At 48.2% G+C, this 15409-nt stretch carries 14 protein-coding genes; 5 read left to right on the forward strand and 9 right to left on the reverse strand.

Annotated elements, in window-relative coordinates:
- Positions 1-21 precede the first annotated feature (21 nt).
- Positions 22-969: a diguanylate cyclase gene (locus QL223_RS01535; RefSeq protein ID WP_281543645.1), complete on the reverse strand. Its 948-nt coding sequence runs from the start codon at positions 967-969 to the stop codon at positions 22-24.
- Between the two features lie 123 nt (positions 970-1092).
- Positions 1093-3048, reverse strand: coding sequence for a methyl-accepting chemotaxis protein (locus tag QL223_RS01540; protein ID WP_281543646.1), 1956 nt, complete (start codon positions 3046-3048; stop codon positions 1093-1095).
- Positions 3049-3375: 327 nt separating this feature from the next.
- Between QL223_RS01540 and QL223_RS01545 the strand changes: the two genes are divergently transcribed.
- Entirely contained in the window at positions 3376-3693 is a 318-nt protein-coding gene (locus QL223_RS01545; protein ID WP_281543647.1) for a hypothetical protein, read from the forward strand.
- Positions 3694-3768: 75 nt separating this feature from the next.
- Here QL223_RS01545 and QL223_RS01550 read toward each other — a convergent pair whose 3' ends face one another.
- Positions 3769-4062, reverse strand: a complete 294-nt coding sequence (locus QL223_RS01550; RefSeq protein ID WP_281543648.1) for a hypothetical protein — start codon at positions 4060-4062, stop codon at positions 3769-3771.
- Positions 4063-4342: 280 nt separating this feature from the next.
- Between QL223_RS01550 and QL223_RS01555 the strand changes: the two genes are divergently transcribed.
- Entirely contained in the window at positions 4343-5122 is a 780-nt protein-coding gene (locus QL223_RS01555) for an alpha/beta fold hydrolase (protein ID WP_281543649.1), read from the forward strand.
- A 92-nt stretch (positions 5123-5214) separates the two neighbouring features.
- A complete protein-coding gene (locus tag QL223_RS01560) occupies positions 5215-5481 on the forward strand; it encodes a hypothetical protein (RefSeq protein WP_002541151.1) in 267 nt (88 codons plus the stop codon).
- Positions 5482-5817: 336 nt separating this feature from the next.
- Here QL223_RS01560 and QL223_RS01565 read toward each other — a convergent pair whose 3' ends face one another.
- From QL223_RS01565 to QL223_RS01585, 5 genes are all read right to left on the reverse strand, one after another.
- Positions 5818-6591, reverse strand: coding sequence for a transporter substrate-binding domain-containing protein (locus QL223_RS01565; RefSeq protein ID WP_281543650.1), 774 nt, complete (start codon positions 6589-6591; stop codon positions 5818-5820).
- A 155-nt stretch (positions 6592-6746) separates the two neighbouring features.
- Complete coding sequence (locus tag QL223_RS01570; RefSeq protein ID WP_281543651.1) at positions 6747-7793, reverse strand: endonuclease/exonuclease/phosphatase family protein; 1047 nt, start codon at positions 7791-7793, stop codon at positions 6747-6749.
- Between the two features lie 145 nt (positions 7794-7938).
- Positions 7939-9195 carry a glycine betaine/L-proline ABC transporter ATP-binding protein gene (locus tag QL223_RS01575; RefSeq protein WP_281543652.1) on the reverse strand — a complete coding sequence of 419 codons (1257 nt, stop codon included), beginning with the start codon at positions 9193-9195 and terminating at the stop codon, positions 7939-7941.
- On the reverse strand, positions 9188-10087 hold the full coding sequence (locus tag QL223_RS01580; RefSeq protein ID WP_002541155.1) for a proline/glycine betaine ABC transporter permease: 900 nt from the start codon (positions 10085-10087) through the stop codon (positions 9188-9190). Before QL223_RS01580 ends, QL223_RS01575 begins: the two co-directional genes overlap by 8 nt.
- A gap of 167 nt (positions 10088-10254) precedes the next feature.
- Positions 10255-11247 carry an ABC transporter substrate-binding protein gene (locus QL223_RS01585; RefSeq protein ID WP_002541156.1) on the reverse strand — a complete coding sequence of 331 codons (993 nt, stop codon included), beginning with the start codon at positions 11245-11247 and terminating at the stop codon, positions 10255-10257.
- A gap of 439 nt (positions 11248-11686) precedes the next feature.
- On the opposite strand from QL223_RS01585, the gene QL223_RS01590 reads away from it, so the two are divergent.
- Positions 11687-12463 carry a response regulator transcription factor gene (locus tag QL223_RS01590; RefSeq protein WP_281543653.1) on the forward strand — a complete coding sequence of 259 codons (777 nt, stop codon included), beginning with the start codon at positions 11687-11689 and terminating at the stop codon, positions 12461-12463.
- A gap of 24 nt (positions 12464-12487) precedes the next feature.
- Complete coding sequence (locus tag QL223_RS01595) at positions 12488-14119, forward strand: HAMP domain-containing sensor histidine kinase (RefSeq protein WP_281543654.1); 1632 nt, start codon at positions 12488-12490, stop codon at positions 14117-14119.
- Positions 14120-14144: 25 nt separating this feature from the next.
- Here the strand turns inward: QL223_RS01595 and QL223_RS01600 are convergent, their stop codons facing one another.
- Positions 14145-15359, reverse strand: coding sequence for an aromatic amino acid transporter (locus tag QL223_RS01600; protein ID WP_281543655.1), 1215 nt, complete (start codon positions 15357-15359; stop codon positions 14145-14147).
- Positions 15360-15409 lie beyond the last annotated feature (50 nt).

Genomic DNA, 15409 nt, shown 5'->3' on the forward strand with positions numbered 1-15409 from the left:
CGTTTTCGGCTGTAGGCACAGCTAACCTTTGGCCTTGAGCGCCAGATTGCGGGCTATATCCAACAGTTGTCCGAAATCATAATCGCCTTCAGGCTCAGCCCACGACACCCCGATGCAGTAATCCAGCGTGTAGGGGAGAGCGTTCTCTACAGAATATCGATCTACACGTTCTTTGAACCTGTGCAGGATGTCCTGAGTGTTGGCGATAGGGGTGTTGCTCATCAGCACTGCAAACTTGTCGCTTTCCAGCCTTGCCAAGACGTCTGAATCGCGAAAGCCAAATCTCAGCAACTCGGCAAAAAATACCAACGCCCGGTCACCTTCTACATTGCCCTGAAGCAGGTTAATTGTTTTCAAACCACGTAAATCGAAAAACACGAGTGACGCTGGCGCATTCAGGCGTTCGCACATGTTGAGGCTGTTTTGGCATAGGACTTCAAAACCGTGCTCATTGAGCAGGCCAGTCAGTTGGTCCTGCGTGGTTAGTTGCATCGCGGCCAATTCATTCTCAACCAGATCGACGATATCTTTCATACAGCGTAAATCGTCGTCGTCAAATCCTCTTGGCTCGTCATCAGCAATGCTTAAAGTGCCAAGTAATGAGCCACTCACATGTCGAATAGGGTAGCCTGCGTAGAAGCGGATTTTGGGGTCCCCAAGCACCAGTGGATTATCTGAAAACCGCGAGTCTGCATGGGTATCGTTAATCACCATGGGATCGTTATCCAGAATGGTGTGAGCACAGAATGTGATATCCCGAGGGTATTCTCTTGCAAGGCCAATCTCCGATTTTACCCATTGGCGATTGGTGTCAATAAAGCTGATGGCGGCGATTTTTGTACCGAACATCTGTTTGGCGAGTCGGGTAAGTCTGTCAAAGCGCTCTTCATTACCGGTATCAAGAATATTGAGGTGATGCAGCACCTGCAGGCGGTACATTTCATCGACTGGCAATTCTGGCTTTTTCATAGTGAACCCGATGTTTGAGTGTTTTCATTAATATAGCAGTAGTTTGTTGATGGCAGAGGGGAGGCTTGATACAAAGAAGTAGGGGCGCCCAAGCGCCCCTGCTAAGGTCAACAGTCCCCAATGTTATGTGCGCGCCAGTTCCAAATCGACTTGTTCGCCGTTTTCTGTTTGCTGACGCGGTTGAGGTTGGGATTGCCCAGTAAAGGTTCCGACCAGCTTATCCAGCTCGTTGGCGAGTTGTTCAATCGCCGACGCTGAGACGTTTGATTTCTTCGCAGCATTGGCGGTGTGTTCTGCCAGCTCAACAATGGCGATGATGTTTCTGTCTACGCTTTCCGTGACCACAGTTTGTTCTTCGGAAGCCGTGGCGATTTGTAGGTTCTGACCAGCAATATCCTCGATTTGCGAAACCATGGCAGCCATGACTGATGCACCCTCACGTGCTTGTTCAACGCTGATTGATGCCATTTCACTGCTCTCATTCATCAAATCCACGCTATGACGAATGCCGCCCTGGAGTTGCTCAATGATTTTGGTGATTTCGTCCGTGGATTGATGGGTTTTCATCGCCAGCTCACGAACTTGGTCAGCGACGACAGCAAAGCCTCGACCCTGATCGCCGGCGCGTGCCGCTTCGATAGCAGCGTTCAATGCCAGAAGATTGGTTTGTTCCGTGATAGAGCGGATAACATCAATCACAGAGCCAATTTCTTCGCTGTCGGCATTAAGCCTTTGCATGTTGTCACTGGCACTTCGCATACTCTCTGAAAGCTGATTGGCTTTGGCAGAGGTTTCGCTGTTCACCGCCCGTCCTGTTTGTGCTGAATCCTGAAGTTCTTTTGCTACGTTTGCCGCTGTCGATACGCTTTCCGCAATCTCTCGGCTGGTAGCCGTCATTTCTGTCATGGCTGTCGACACTGAATCCGATTCTGAGCGTTGCTTTTCTGCATTGATGGCGGTATCACTCGCCATGGTCAGGCTGCGTCTTGCGTTGCTTGAAAGTTCTGAAGAGATACCTGCAATCTTCTCCATCGTGTGCTGGAGATTACCGATAAATTGATTGAAGTAAGATGCCATTTCAGACAACTCATCTTTACCACTAAGGTTCATTCGAACCCGCAGCGAGCTTTCGCCTTCGGCGATCTTTTTCATCAAGGCATTCGCAACGGAAACTTTGTTTGTTACCAAACGGGTAATCAGCCCAAGTGTCAGACAGACAACAATCGCCAACGCGCCGCCGATCAGCGTCAGTCGCTTGGTAACACTTTTCTCACGGATATCGATGGCTGTAACCAAGTCTTCACTGAGCGCTTTCATTTGTCTCTCAGCTTCTTGAACCGAGGCACGCAAACTTCCATGCAAACCACTCTGCGGTGTTAAGCCTACGTCTTCCATGCCAGCTGCCAATGCATTGAAGGTTTTGTGATATTCGCGCAGTGCGGTTTCCATAATAAGACGGTTACTGGCGGGCATATCACTCGTCGCGATGGCAGGAGATAGTTCATCCATCAGGGCGTTGAATTTATCGACATACTGGGTATCAGAGCGCAGTAGAAAGTCTTTTTCATGACGTCGTAGCATCAGAAGCTTGTTGTAAAGCATGTCATTCTCGACTTTCTGTATCTCCCTTTCCACGCGATGTGAGGCCTCACGAGCCGTCCCTTTCAACCCAGAGTCGAAAGAGGCACCAATCTCCATACGCTGGTCAACCAAGGCTTCAAAGTCTCTGTGGTATTTCTCCAGTTTGTAAAGCATGGCATCAATGGCTTCATGGCCTTCCATATCGAGAGCGTTGAGTTTCGCTTTCGCAGTGAGCAACTTCTGGGTCAACGCGCCGTATTCGTTTTCAAACCTGTCTTTATACTTGGCTTCTTTGCGGGCCATGAAGTCTTTCTCATGGCGTCGAAGCATTAATACGGAGGTTTGGCTTTTCAGAATTTCTACGGATGCGCCATCCAATGTCTCCAGCTCACTGAATGATCGCTGGAAGGAAATGGCGAATACGGCAACAGAAAAGAGTATGAGTAAAACGACACTCGAGAGTTGTGCTTTGATAGTTTGTGGTAGTGCCAATCGCATGATTTCTCCTGTCTTTTTTCTCGCGCCAGCTCGATATGGGTGAAATGGCCTATACAAGATGTCTTAAATATAGGACAGCTCTGGCTAACTTCACGGAAAATGTTGCAAAAATATTACACATCACATTTTCGCTGCGATTCTATTCACGACTATCGGGTGGTGAATAAGGAAAAATTCGGGGTGAGATGAAGTTTCGTGTATGACGTATGTGCCTTAAATATCGAAATTTTTGTTGGAGTTTTTCGAATCTGTCATCTGGCTTAATGTGGGATGCAGTTCTATCTTTAGGTTGAGTGACGTGTGAAAAGAAATGACGGAGAGGTCATCATGAAAAAAACAATGATTGCGTTAAGTCTGTTTGCTGTTTCATCTGCTGCGAGCGCAGGGATGATGAACGATGATGTCAGTATGAGAGTGGTCGCTGCGGGACAAGGTGCATGGGTGAAAGTGTTGCAAAACGGCGAACCTGTTGAAGGGGCGACGGTGACATTGAAAGGCGCTTTGAGTGAGTATGTAACGCCTGAAAATGGCCTCGTCTTTGTTATTTCTGATGAGACATATAGCCGCAGCGTTGTCTTTACCGCCAAACTTTCAAACGGCGAAGAAGTGCAGAAGCGTGTGTTGCTCCCACGTGATCACGATTAATAATACGGGTCAGACAGAAAACAAAAATCCTGCTTAATAGCAGGATTTTTTATGCCTTTAAGGCGGGGTTACGTATTAATAAAATTCTTTATTGGCAACGAAGCATTGCTCATAACCATCATTCCAGCCGTTGGCATAGCGTGGCTCTTTGAACATACGCTCTGGATCCTGGCGGTAGCCGTCTTTGTTGGTTCGTGCCGCTGTAACTTTGCTGTGGCACCCGTCGTCATAGCCTTCCATGTATGGCGTGCTAAAGCCGAGATCAGCAAGCTGTTCATGACGTGATGCTGAGCAGCCAATCAAACTGGTTGCTATGACGATGAGCAATGTGGCCTTGAGAGCCATAATGATGTTCTTGTGAGTTTGCATGTCATACTTCCTCTTACTGACATGAGATGCCTAGGGGCTGTTAAGCTTTGGTGATGATTTTTGCAGCAGCCCCTAGGCAGATTACCTTCGGGTGGCATTCTCAATCTGTCTCATAAGTAACTATCTGCACATGAGGTGGTAAAAAGGTCAGTGAAGTCTTGTTTTTAATACCGAAAACTGGACGCAAAGAAGGTCGAGGTTGGAGCAAAAAGCGGATAGAAGCGGTCTATACCGGGTGATAGTCGAATCCCGCTATCGTGTAACAAGGAGTATTTCTACCATGGTGAAAACGCCATTACTCAATGCCTTTCTTGTTCTAATGTTTGTGGCTTCCCCAGGCTTTGCAATGGCAGAGAAAGTTGAAGTTGATGCGTCAAACATCGCTGAAGCTTCGATAAAAGTGTCGGGTAGTCCCGGCGCTGAAAGTCGAGTGGTGTTTATTCATGGTTCACCGGGAAGCAAAGAAGCGTATGACGACTACCTGTCACACCCCGCATTACAGCATCTGGAACTTGTTTCGGTTGATCGCCCCGGTTTTGGTGAGTCCGGTCGTCCGGTAGAAACTTCCATTGAGAAACAAGCTGAAGCGCTAATGGGGTTGCTAGAGGATGGCAAAGAAAACTGGGTAGTGGGTCATTCGTTAGGTGGGCCTATAGCGTTGCAACTGGCCTTGTTATCACCAGACAGTGTGAATGGCTTGTTGTTGATCGCATCGGCGTTTGATCCGCAATTGGAATCCCCTAAATGGTATAACCACTTAACAAACACCTTGGTGGCGAACTGGATACTGCCGGACGATTTGCTCAAGTCGAACCGAGAAATGATGGTATTGGACAAAGAGTTGGAAAAGTTAGCAGCGAAAGACTGGTCGCCACTTAACATGCCGGTTGTTTTGGTGCATGGGGCAGAAGATGATTTGGCAGATCCTGGCAATTCGCTATTTGCAAAGACAAAGCTGCCAGAGGCTGAATTAAAAATGATGCCAGATGAAGGACACTTCATTTTGTGGGAAAATGTGCCGCTGTTGGTGGACCAGATAAACAGCCTAGTCAGTAAATAAATGTAAAGGCCCCTTGATATTTTGCCGCCCAAGCCGCATGTTATGGGGAAGTGATACGAAGCCAACACGATTTTAATCCACGGGAAATTACTATGAGACAAATCCTGACCGGTGTGGTTACCCTTATTCTTGGCTTCTTTACTTTGGTGTTTGCAGCAGTATTTGGCCTCCTGATCTCAGTAAGCGCATTAATTGCAAAACCATTCGTCATGAAGAAACTGCGCAAAGCGCAAGAGCAACAAGCTGCTCAGTTTGAGCAAGCATATAGCGAAACACGTGAAACGCCGTTCGGCCCTAAACAACGCCACCAAGGACAGACGATTGATGGTGATTACCAAGACATCACCAATAACCGATAAGCGCCAGTGAACACTAAAACGCCGCCCAATGGGCGGCGTTTTTTTAATATCTAGTTAGGGTCAACAGCCACTAGGGGCTGTTGAACTTTGGTGGTTAAATTTTGTTCTGGCTATAAGCGTTTTAGGCGCGGCGAGGTGTGTGCCGCCTAGTCATTCTAAGCAAATACACCTCAACAAAGCATAAAACGCTTAGAGCAGAACCCTTCGGGCAGCGTTTGTGGAGAATTTCTGCTGCGTTATCGGCTTCTCATGTAGGCCAGCTACATATCGAAGCCTCTGCCTTGCATAAAACCCCCACAAACTGCTGCAAAAATCATCAACAAAGGTCAACGGCCCCTAAGGCGATGGATTGACGGAAAACGGAAAGTACTCCCATTCATATTCATCGTAGAGCCTTTTTATCTCACCCTTGTTCAGTAACTCCTCAAAGCGCTCATCATATATCCGGCGTAATTCCTGACCTTTCTCTGTGTCGGCAAAGCCAGGATAGAGTTTGAGATCCATAATGTTCGCCATTTCAAACTCGTCACGTTTTAAATAGCCCAACGCGAACTCTTCTTCGAGTTCAGCTCGTGCATCTAGCAAGACATCGAGTCGGTCAGAATAAACCATAGAAAGACCTTGTCTGCGTGATTTCACTTCATGAATATTGAACTTGGTCTCTATGTAATCGTTGTAGTCGTAGCCTTTTACCCAGCCTACAGTGCGGCCTTTTAACGTAGTCTCTCCCTCCCAAGCGGGTATCACAGATGCTTTGTAGACCGCAGAGACCTGTTCAGCATCAAAGTGCCAATAGGGGTACAAAACCTTTTCTTGCTCATCAATGTAAGAGCCCAAAAAGGCGTCCATTTTTTTCGTTTGGACAAGATAGACACTTCTGGAGTAGGTGGTGGTAATGGTTTTTATACTATAACCAAGCGGCTCAAAAACACGGCGCATGATCTCAAAGTACAAGCCTGAGCCATCTTTTTCTGTCGCGTCTTCCCAAGCTTCGCTGACCAGTATGATTTCTTTCTTGCTGTGCTTCTCGGCAACTGTTGGCAACGAGAAACACGCTGAGAGAATGAAGGCAAAAAGGCAAACCACTTTCTTGGCGGATAAACCGATCATCACAGGCTCCTAAAAACAAAGTATCGAGAATGAGACACCCTTTTAAGCTTAACCAAGATGATGATTTTCGCGAGAAATGACAGCGTAATTAGTGAGCAACCTTAAAGGCGACTGTGTTTGCCACGAGATCAGCCGACCTTCACTACTGGTGGATGTTATTGGCGGAGTGAAATGGTGACGCTGACAATAGCGTGGTCAGTGCTGTAAGTATCCTGATCGAATTTGGGATTCACCAGATGGGTGTCTTCGCAATGAAAGTCACCGACTTCAGCGATGCTCGCTGGATCACCACTGTTGAATTCACTGGAAAGCAAAATGTAATCCAGCACCGATCCTTTGGCGTGGAAGTAATGGGTTGGAGGACGCTCTAAACCTGTCTCTCCGGTACTTTTTACGTACAAGTCCCAGCTGTCGTGAAGTTGGTAGTGTGAGAGAGGCATGTCGGCCATGTCATCCGTGATGGAACGCAAACCGGAAACGTGGAAAGCGCGCAGCACTTCTGAACGCAGGTCATCGTTGAAATCCCCCATGACAATGGCGGGATTGTTGGTGTGAGAGCGGCGTTCGATAATGCTGTTCATCAAGTGACAGGCTTCAGAACCACGCTGTATGGCTGATGCCCACGAGCCTGTTATTTCCTCCTGCATGGATTGAGCGAGCTTTTTCGATTCACCTTCAGCCGTCGTATCCTCCATGATTGGGCGTTTAGACTTCAAGTGAACGACGTAAATATCCGTCTGACCCAGAGATGGCAGCTCCAGGGTTGCAAACAGGGGCAAACGGCTGTATTCGAAATCCTGTTGGATACCCATACGTTGAGATACTTCTGGGTCTGCTTGAAGGGGAAGGGCACTCAGGATCGGGTAACGGGATGCCAGACATACAACGGGGCTTTTGTAGATGTAATCTTCAAGCGGTTCTGGCTCATCCACCACTGAAAAGAAGCGATAGCCAAGTGGCTCTAGCAGCGCTTTGAGCGCAGACGCACTGAATACTTCCTGAAACGCAATGATGTCAGGTTGGTAACTGCCGATATAACGATTCAGCCAAGCACGCTTTTGACGCCATTGGTCTTCGCTGTAAATGTTGCTGAATTCGTAAAATGCACCCGGCGGCTCGATAAAGTTGAACAGGTTTATCGTCGCTAGCTTTAGGCCGAAGGCGCTGTGTGCGTATGAGCTTTTGCTATTGGTTGCGAACACGATACCGTCTCAGGAATGATAAATATTCCTCTAGTATAGCGAAGTCTGCTGCGGGGCAGTGGTTGATATGTTGAATAGTAGACACGGGCTGGAATAAAAAAAGCGCTTCATAACGAAGCGCTTTTCAAGCTTTAAAAATAAGGAGTTAGGCGGAAGCCGATTCAGGCTTTTTTGCTTCCGCGTCGCGATCCTCCGCGTTGCTTGCAGATTGATCGGAAAGTACTTCGACCAAACTCGCTCTCGATAGCTCGCCCTGAATTTCGCCATCCTGATCCAGTACTGGCAATGGAAGCTCATGTTCCAGCGTGTCCGGAATCACTGCTTCAATCAGTGCATCACTCTGGATGCCAGGCACCTCTTCAAGTACTGCGTCATCAATGGCATCACCATGGCGGGCTGAATCTACCGACTCCAGTTTTTCCATGCTCAGTGCACCTTGATAACCGTCATCATTCACGTAATAACCATGCTCTGCTTTCGCTTTACGCATTTCTGCTAGCGCTTCACCGATGGTTTCTGAACTGATGCGAAGGCTTTGCGGTTTCATCACTGTATCTACCGTCAATGCACGTGCACGGTTGACGTCTTTAACGAATGCTTCCACGTAGTCGTCAGCAGGGTTGAGTAGGATATCGACCGGACGTCCTTGTTGAACAAGTTTACCATCACGCAGTATGGCAATGCGGTCGCCCAAGCGAAGTGCTTCATCCAAATCATGGGTGATGAAGATGATGGTCTTGTGGAGCTTTTCCTGTAGGCCAATCAACTGGTCCTGCATTTCACTTCGAATCAGGGGATCCAGTGCCGAGAAAGCTTCATCCATCAGCAGGATTTCAGCATCGGTACAAAGTGCGCGGGCCAGACCCACACGTTGTTGCTGACCACCGGAAAGCTGTGACGGGTACTGTTGCTCGTATCCACCCAGACCAACAGTATCCAGCCAATCAGTGGCTTTCTTTTCGCGCTCGGATTTATCGACGCCTTGCACCTGCAGGCCGTAAGCGACGTTTTGCAGCACTGTGCGGTGCGGCATCAGACCAAAGCGCTGGAAAACCATCGACATTTTATGGCGGCGGAAATTCTGAAGGCCTTTTTCATCAAGCTTCATGACGTCTTCGCCTTCAACGATGATCTGGCCTTCAGTTGGTTCAATCAAACGATTGAAGTGTCGGATCATGGTGGACTTACCTGAGCCGGAAAGCCCCATAATCACGAAGATTTCACCGCGCGCGATGTCCAGGTTGATATCCTGAAGGCCCACCGTATGGCCGGTTTCTGCCAGAATATCATCTTTGGATTTACCGGCTTTGACGTCCGGCAACACCTTTTGAGGGGTGTTACCAAAGATCTTGTAGAGGCCTTTAATCTGGATCAGCGGTGTGCTGTTTTCAGTGTTACTCATTGTGGCCTCCGCTCAGGTGCTGCTGTGAACGTTTTGCGTAGCTTTGGGATACGCGGTCGAAGATGATTGCCAGTGCGACAATCGCGAGGCCGTTGATGAGACCCAAGGTGAAGTATTGGTTAGTGATTGACTTCAGTACAGGTTGGCCTAGGCCTTTCACACCGATCATTGAAGCGATAACCACCATTGCCAGTGCCATCATGATGGTCTGGTTGATACCCGCCATAATGGTCGGCATCGCCAATGGCAACTGAACACCGAACAGGCGCTGCATTGGGCTTGCACCGTATGCTGTGGCGGCCTCAAGCACTTCTTTATCCACGAGCCGGATACCAAGGTTAGTCAAACGGATAACAGGTGGGATAGCGTAGATAACTACCGCAATCACGCCTGGGATTTTACCGATACCCAGCAGCATGACCACAGGTATCAGATATACAAAAGCGGGCATGGTCTGCATCACGTCGAGCAGCGGTGTGACCATTGACTGCACGCGGTTTGAGCGTGCCATTGCGATGCCGATAGGAATGCCAAGGAAGATGGCGAGCATTGTACACACCAATATGATGCTCATGGTGCGCATGGTGTTTTCCCACATACCGAAGTATCCGATAGCGAGGAAAGAAAAAATAACGGCTACAGAGAGTTTCCATGAACGGCTGGCCATGTAAGAAACACCCGCGAGAATGGCGATCATCAGCCACCAAGGGGTGCCGAGAAGCAGCTTTTCAAACCAGATGAGAAATTGGAGCAGCGGGTCGAAGAAAGATTCGATGGTTTCACCGTAGTTTCGCGAAAACTCGCGATAGGCGCCATCAAGTGTTTTACGAATCGTCAGAAGATCGGAGCGTGACATCTCCGGAAATTCTGTCAGCCAAGAATTGTCTGCCATAACAGTACAGCGTCCTCTGCGTCTTTAGAATATTAGAAACTATATACCCATCGCCAGTGGGTAAATGCGGACGTACGTAGAGAGCCAAAAGATACGTCGCGTTTTGAGATTTGCTTGTCGCAAAAAATTGCGGGCTGAAAAGCCAGCCCGCAAAGCGTTTATAGCGATTACAGTGACGATTTGATTTTCTTCGCCACTTCAGGTGTTACCCATGCGCCCCAAATGTCTTCGTGGTTTTCCAGGAAGTGCATGGCAGCGATTTCACCGTCAGCCTGATTGTCTTCCATCCAAGCAAGCAGGCTATTCAACTGAGCATTCGTGAATGAGCGGTTAGACAGGTAGCTAACTGCTTCAGGAGAATTCTGTGCAAAGCTCTCGGTGATCACGGTGTCCACTGCTGATGGCGGGTACATGGTCACTTTCGGATCCAGACAGTCTGCATTCGTGGTACAGGTTTTGAAGTGCTCTTCATCAATGCCTGAACCGAAGTCAACTTTCACCATTTCGTACTTACCAAGAACTGCTGTTGGCGCCCAGTAGTAACCAAACCAACCTTCACCACGCTCGTACGCTTTCGCGATTGAGCCAGACAGACCTGCACCTGAACCTGGATCGATCAGTTCGAAGCCCTTGTCACCCAAGCCCATGGCATTGAACAGGTGGCCTGAGGAAATCTGGCAGTTCCAGCCTGCAGGACAACCGAAAAATGCTGACTTGGATGGATCTTCAGGGTGTTTGAACAGTTCGCGGTTTGCGATGACACCTTCAATGGTGGCCAGGCTCGGATCTTTTTCTACCAGATACTTAGGTATCCAAAAACCTTCTTCACCACCGTCAGACAATACGGCACCCGCAAAGCGGAGTCGGCCTTCCTCAACACCGCGGTCCAACGCGGCTTTCAGGGAGTTACTCCAAAATTCAGGTGCGATATCCGGTTCGCCTTTTTCAATCATTGATGTACCGGTAGGCATGGTGTCGCCTGGAACCAGTTCCGCATCACAGTCATAACCTTCTGCGAGGATAATGCGGTCAACATTGGCGATGAGGCTTGCGGAGTTCCAGTTCATATCTGCGATGGTGACTTTGCCGCACTCTGCCGCAAAGCTGCTCATTGGCATAGCTGAAAGCAGCAGGCAGGACGAGGCTAGAAGTTTTTTCATGGAAGTTCCCTCTCATTTTAAATGACATGATAAATGAATATAGCTCTAATCATTTATCAGAGTGATATTGCACTACGTTATTGACCCTTTCTTGGTTTAAATAACTGAAAAATATGCGCGCAATGAAAGTAATCATAACAAGTTCGTATCAAAAATTCTTTAGTGCTGTTACTTGCTTGGTGCCAATTTATTCGAGCTGTAAGTAATTTTGGGGCGAGACGCCGAAAGTTAAGGTGACATAACTTTATGATTTGAGAGGCGAAATGTCAGGCCTAGAAGGGGCTGGTGTATGAAATGTAAGAATCAGTGTTCAAATCGAAGACTTGTATGATCGTTAGCCGATTTTTGACGAAAATCGTGAAATTTATCTACCTAATCTCGGTTCATAGGGGGGTGATGATTACCAAAGGTCAACAGACCCTAAGAATGGGAGCTCCCTATGCAACAATCAGTTTTGGTTCTGGAAGATGATGCTGATATCGCAGGCCTTATTGCCTTGCACCTCAAAGTGATGGGCTTTGAAGTCGTTAAAGGCTCTTCACTAGAGGAAGGATATCGCACGTTGGCTAACGAAAACATCGCCGCTGTTGTTTTGGATAGAGGTCTGGATGATGGAGACGGTAAAACGTTCTGTGAATTTCTCCGCCAGCAAGAAAACGGTATTCCCGTATTGATGTTAACCGCGTTAGATTCTGAATCTGACATGGTGGAAGGCTTTGAAGCCGGTGCAGATGATTATCTCGCCAAACCTTTCAGTGTGATTGAGTTTCAGGCAAGGGTAAGGGCACTGATGCGCCGCGTTTCCCTTCATAGCCAGTGGCAGGCTGGACCAGTAAAAGCATTGAAGTCTGACAGTTGTGAGATGAGCAGCGAGCATTCGACTGCGCTACTTTTCCAGCATCTTGAAATCTGCCCTGAAACCCATAGCGTCAAGTTAGAAGGTCGAGAAATCGACCTGACACCGACAGAATTCTCCTTGCTATGCTGCCTGGCAAAGCGCCCTGATCGCGTCTTTAGTAAAGATGAACTGCTTAGTCGGGTATGGAATACCGATTACGACGGATATCGTCACACCGTGTGTTGTGCTATCAACAGGCTGCGTAGCAAATTGGAAAGTAACCCGGCGGCACCTAAATACATCCACACGGTTTGGGGAGTCGGCTACAAGTTCCGTGAAGCTTCCGATCCGTCCTTACTCCAAAGAGCGAGTCTTTAATTGATGAGGGACGGGAGGTAAATATTGGCGTTTAAAAACCGTCTGCTGTTATTCACCTTGATTTGGTTTTTGTGCAGCGCAGCACTATTGACCCTGCTAAGTGTGTCGGTGTGGCAGCAAAATGAACAGCGCTCGCGGCAACTGCTGCATCAAGATCTTGCAATGCACATGCGGGACGATAACCCCTTGATGGTCGGTGATGACTATAGTCCGGAAGCACTGTCCTCTATCTTCCATACTTTGATGTTGCTGGGCCCCGACTTTGAAATCTACTTTCTTGATCCTCAGGGTAATATCACTACCTCTGGTCCTCCTAAAGAAGATGTCATCCGTTTGCAGGTCGATGTCGAGCCGATTAAACAGTTTCTTCGCGGAGAGCCGTTCCCTGTTTTAGGAGAAGATCCCCTATCTCAACAAGGTGAGAAGGTGTTCTCTGCAGCACAAATTGATGCTGACGGACAGGTGGCGGGTTACCTCTATGTTCTTATTGGCAGTCAGGGTTACAACGCCTTTGCCGACACCGAAAGTTTACTTCAGTATGCACCGGTTGTTGCTGCTGCGTTGGTCGCGATTTTGCTTTTTGCTTTGGTGGTTTATCGCATGGTTCATCGTGGGATCATCACGCCGGGTAGGCTGATGGTGAAGCAGATAGAAGAATCAGCGAAAACCGAATTTCGAGTTTCTCCCCCGCTGTATTTACGGTCACCGGAACTTCAGGATCTGGCGAATCAATACCGCAGAATGATGGCGGTTATCCAACAGCAATTTATCCAGCTTAGGGTGCAAGAGGCACAACGACGCGAGCATTTGGTGCAATTGAGCCATGACCTGAAAACGCCTTTGGCGAATATTCTCGGGTATCTCGAAACATGGCGCATCCAGCATGATGAAGGACGGGGCATGATCGACACGGCTTACCACAATGCCCAACGCCTGCAGGGACATTTAAAAAGTCAGCTTGAAGCTGCGAGATCACCATCCGCAAAGATTGTGCTTTCTTACCGAGAGATTGATGTGCGCGAGCTATTTGAGGATGTTCGCCACCGTTTCGAACTTCAACTGAAAAATAAACAGGTCGATTTGGTGATAACGGTTTCCGAACCCTTAGTTGTGTTCGCAGATGAAGTGCTGATAAATCGCGTGTTCGATAACTTAATGGAAAATGCCATTCGACATAGCCCTGCACGCGCTTCCATTCTGATGGACGCCACCAGGAGCAAAGGAGCGAACGTTAGCTTTTGCATTGAAAACACCATCGATGAAACCAGTGACGCTGGCTCATTGGGTATGGGAAGCAAGATTGTGGATGCCATTCTCAGCCTGCATCAAAGTCAGCTCCAAGTATCACCACCACAAGTCACCGAAATACCGCGTTACCGCGTTTGTTTTGTATTGTCCTCCGTCATGGCGAAACCGAGTGCCCAGATCAGAGCGGTGCCTACGGCGATGGACTTTGAAGATGATTCTCCACCCCTAAAGTCGGATTATCCGACAGTCAAAGCGGAAACCTCTGACGCGGAGGAAGGCACGCAAGGTGAAGACATGCATCTCTCTGCCAAAGAAAGAAACGGGCACCCGGTGACATTACCTTCATTCAGTGCGGTTTCTAAAGATGAGGATGAAGGGACGCCTTCAGGAAAAAATAAGGCCGAGTAATCGGCCTTATTGTATTATCGGTGATTCAACCGATGAATGAAGGTAATTTGCCTGCCATGGCGAGGAAGTGGAACAGTGCGGTGAGGACACCAAAGAGGATCACTGCGCCAATCATGGCATTGCCACCGGGGGCCATAAACCCTTGGTTTCCACCTGACAAGGTGCGGGATTTCATTGCCAGCAGGGCTGGTATGATACAGGCCCAAACCGTCGCGGCAGCGCCGGCATAACCAATTGCCACAATAAAACCAAACGGGAACAGCAGTGACATCACCAGCGGTGGCAGAAAAGTCACTAACCAGCATTTGGTTCGGCCAGCTTTGGTGTCATCGAACTTGAAGAAGTCGGCCAAGAAGTCGAAAACGCCTAAACCCACACCGATAAAAGAAGACAAGATCGCAGCCATTGAAAAGGCATTAATTGCCTTTGAAATGCTCTCTGATGCTATCACTCCATCAAGCTGCTTCAGAAGCACGTCGACATTGCCGCCTTGCTCGATGACTGGGCCAAACTCATGGCGTGGCAGGTTGCCGAAGATACTGATGAGCCAAAAACAATACAGCGCCAGCGCGATAATGGTGCCACCCAGAATGGCGTATTTCGCTTTTCTCTCCTCGCCATAGTAGGCGCGCATTGACGAGACCGAATGATGATAGCCAAAGGACGTCAGGGCGACTGGCAGCATCGCCATCGCATAAGGAGCATATTGGCGCTCTGGGTTGGCGACATCGAGCAGCACTGCAACATCCACATTGATTGCCATGCCTGATACGCCGAAGACGAAGCTCAATACCATAAAGGCAATAAGAACGACGGAAATTCGGTCGACTGCCCGGGTGGAATGCCAGACAAACAGAGAAAACACGGCAACGAACAGAATGGAAGCGAGTTGGCTGCTCATTCCCGTTAATTCTTGCAGAATTAGCCCAGAGGAAGTGATATAGGCATATAGTAAAATTCCACCCACAAAATAAACCGTTAGATTGTTAAAGAAATTAACCTTATTGCCTAATAGATCTTTTGTGACGGAATTAAAAGACACTTTTAAATCGTAATGTTTAAAAGATTCAAGAAGCATCCAACCTGAAATAGTCATGACGATCATAGTCACTGAAATAGCGAGGATTGACCAAACTGTCCATGCGCCTGCTCCTGAACTGGGTAGCCCCAACATTCCTGCGCCAACACAAACACTGGCGATAATGCAGGAGCCACCGACTAACGATGGGCTCTTTTCCATTGTTTATTTCTCTCACGTTATTGGATTTAGCGATTTATAATTTTTCTAAT

The sequence above is a fragment of the Grimontia sp. SpTr1 genome, assembly GCF_947387585.1.
GTDB lineage: Bacteria > Pseudomonadota > Gammaproteobacteria > Enterobacterales > Vibrionaceae > Enterovibrio > Enterovibrio indicus.

Bases quoted from the DNA above. Each gene is read 5' to 3' on its own strand.
- QL223_RS01535 (WP_281543645.1), bottom strand. From the start codon at position 969: ATGAAAAAGCCAGAATTGCCAGTCGATGAAATGTACCGCCTGCAGGTG.
- QL223_RS01540 (WP_281543646.1), bottom strand. From the start codon at position 3,048: ATGCGATTGGCACTACCACAAACTATCAAAGCACAACTCTCGAGTGTC.
- QL223_RS01545 (WP_281543647.1), top strand. From the start codon at position 3,376: ATGAAAAAAACAATGATTGCGTTAAGTCTGTTTGCTGTTTCATCTGCT.
- QL223_RS01550 (WP_281543648.1), bottom strand. From the start codon at position 4,062: ATGCAAACTCACAAGAACATCATTATGGCTCTCAAGGCCACATTGCTC.
- QL223_RS01555 (WP_281543649.1), top strand. From the start codon at position 4,343: ATGGTGAAAACGCCATTACTCAATGCCTTTCTTGTTCTAATGTTTGTG.
- QL223_RS01560 (WP_002541151.1), top strand. From the start codon at position 5,215: ATGAGACAAATCCTGACCGGTGTGGTTACCCTTATTCTTGGCTTCTTT.
- QL223_RS01565 (WP_281543650.1), bottom strand. From the start codon at position 6,591: ATGATCGGTTTATCCGCCAAGAAAGTGGTTTGCCTTTTTGCCTTCATT.
- QL223_RS01575 (WP_281543652.1), bottom strand. From the start codon at position 9,195: ATGAGTAACACTGAAAACAGCACACCGCTGATCCAGATTAAAGGCCTC.
- QL223_RS01580 (WP_002541155.1), bottom strand. From the start codon at position 10,087: ATGGCAGACAATTCTTGGCTGACAGAATTTCCGGAGATGTCACGCTCC.
- QL223_RS01585 (WP_002541156.1), bottom strand. From the start codon at position 11,247: ATGAAAAAACTTCTAGCCTCGTCCTGCCTGCTGCTTTCAGCTATGCCA.
- QL223_RS01590 (WP_281543653.1), top strand. From the start codon at position 11,687: ATGCAACAATCAGTTTTGGTTCTGGAAGATGATGCTGATATCGCAGGC.
- QL223_RS01600 (WP_281543655.1), bottom strand. From the start codon at position 15,359: ATGGAAAAGAGCCCATCGTTAGTCGGTGGCTCCTGCATTATCGCCAGT.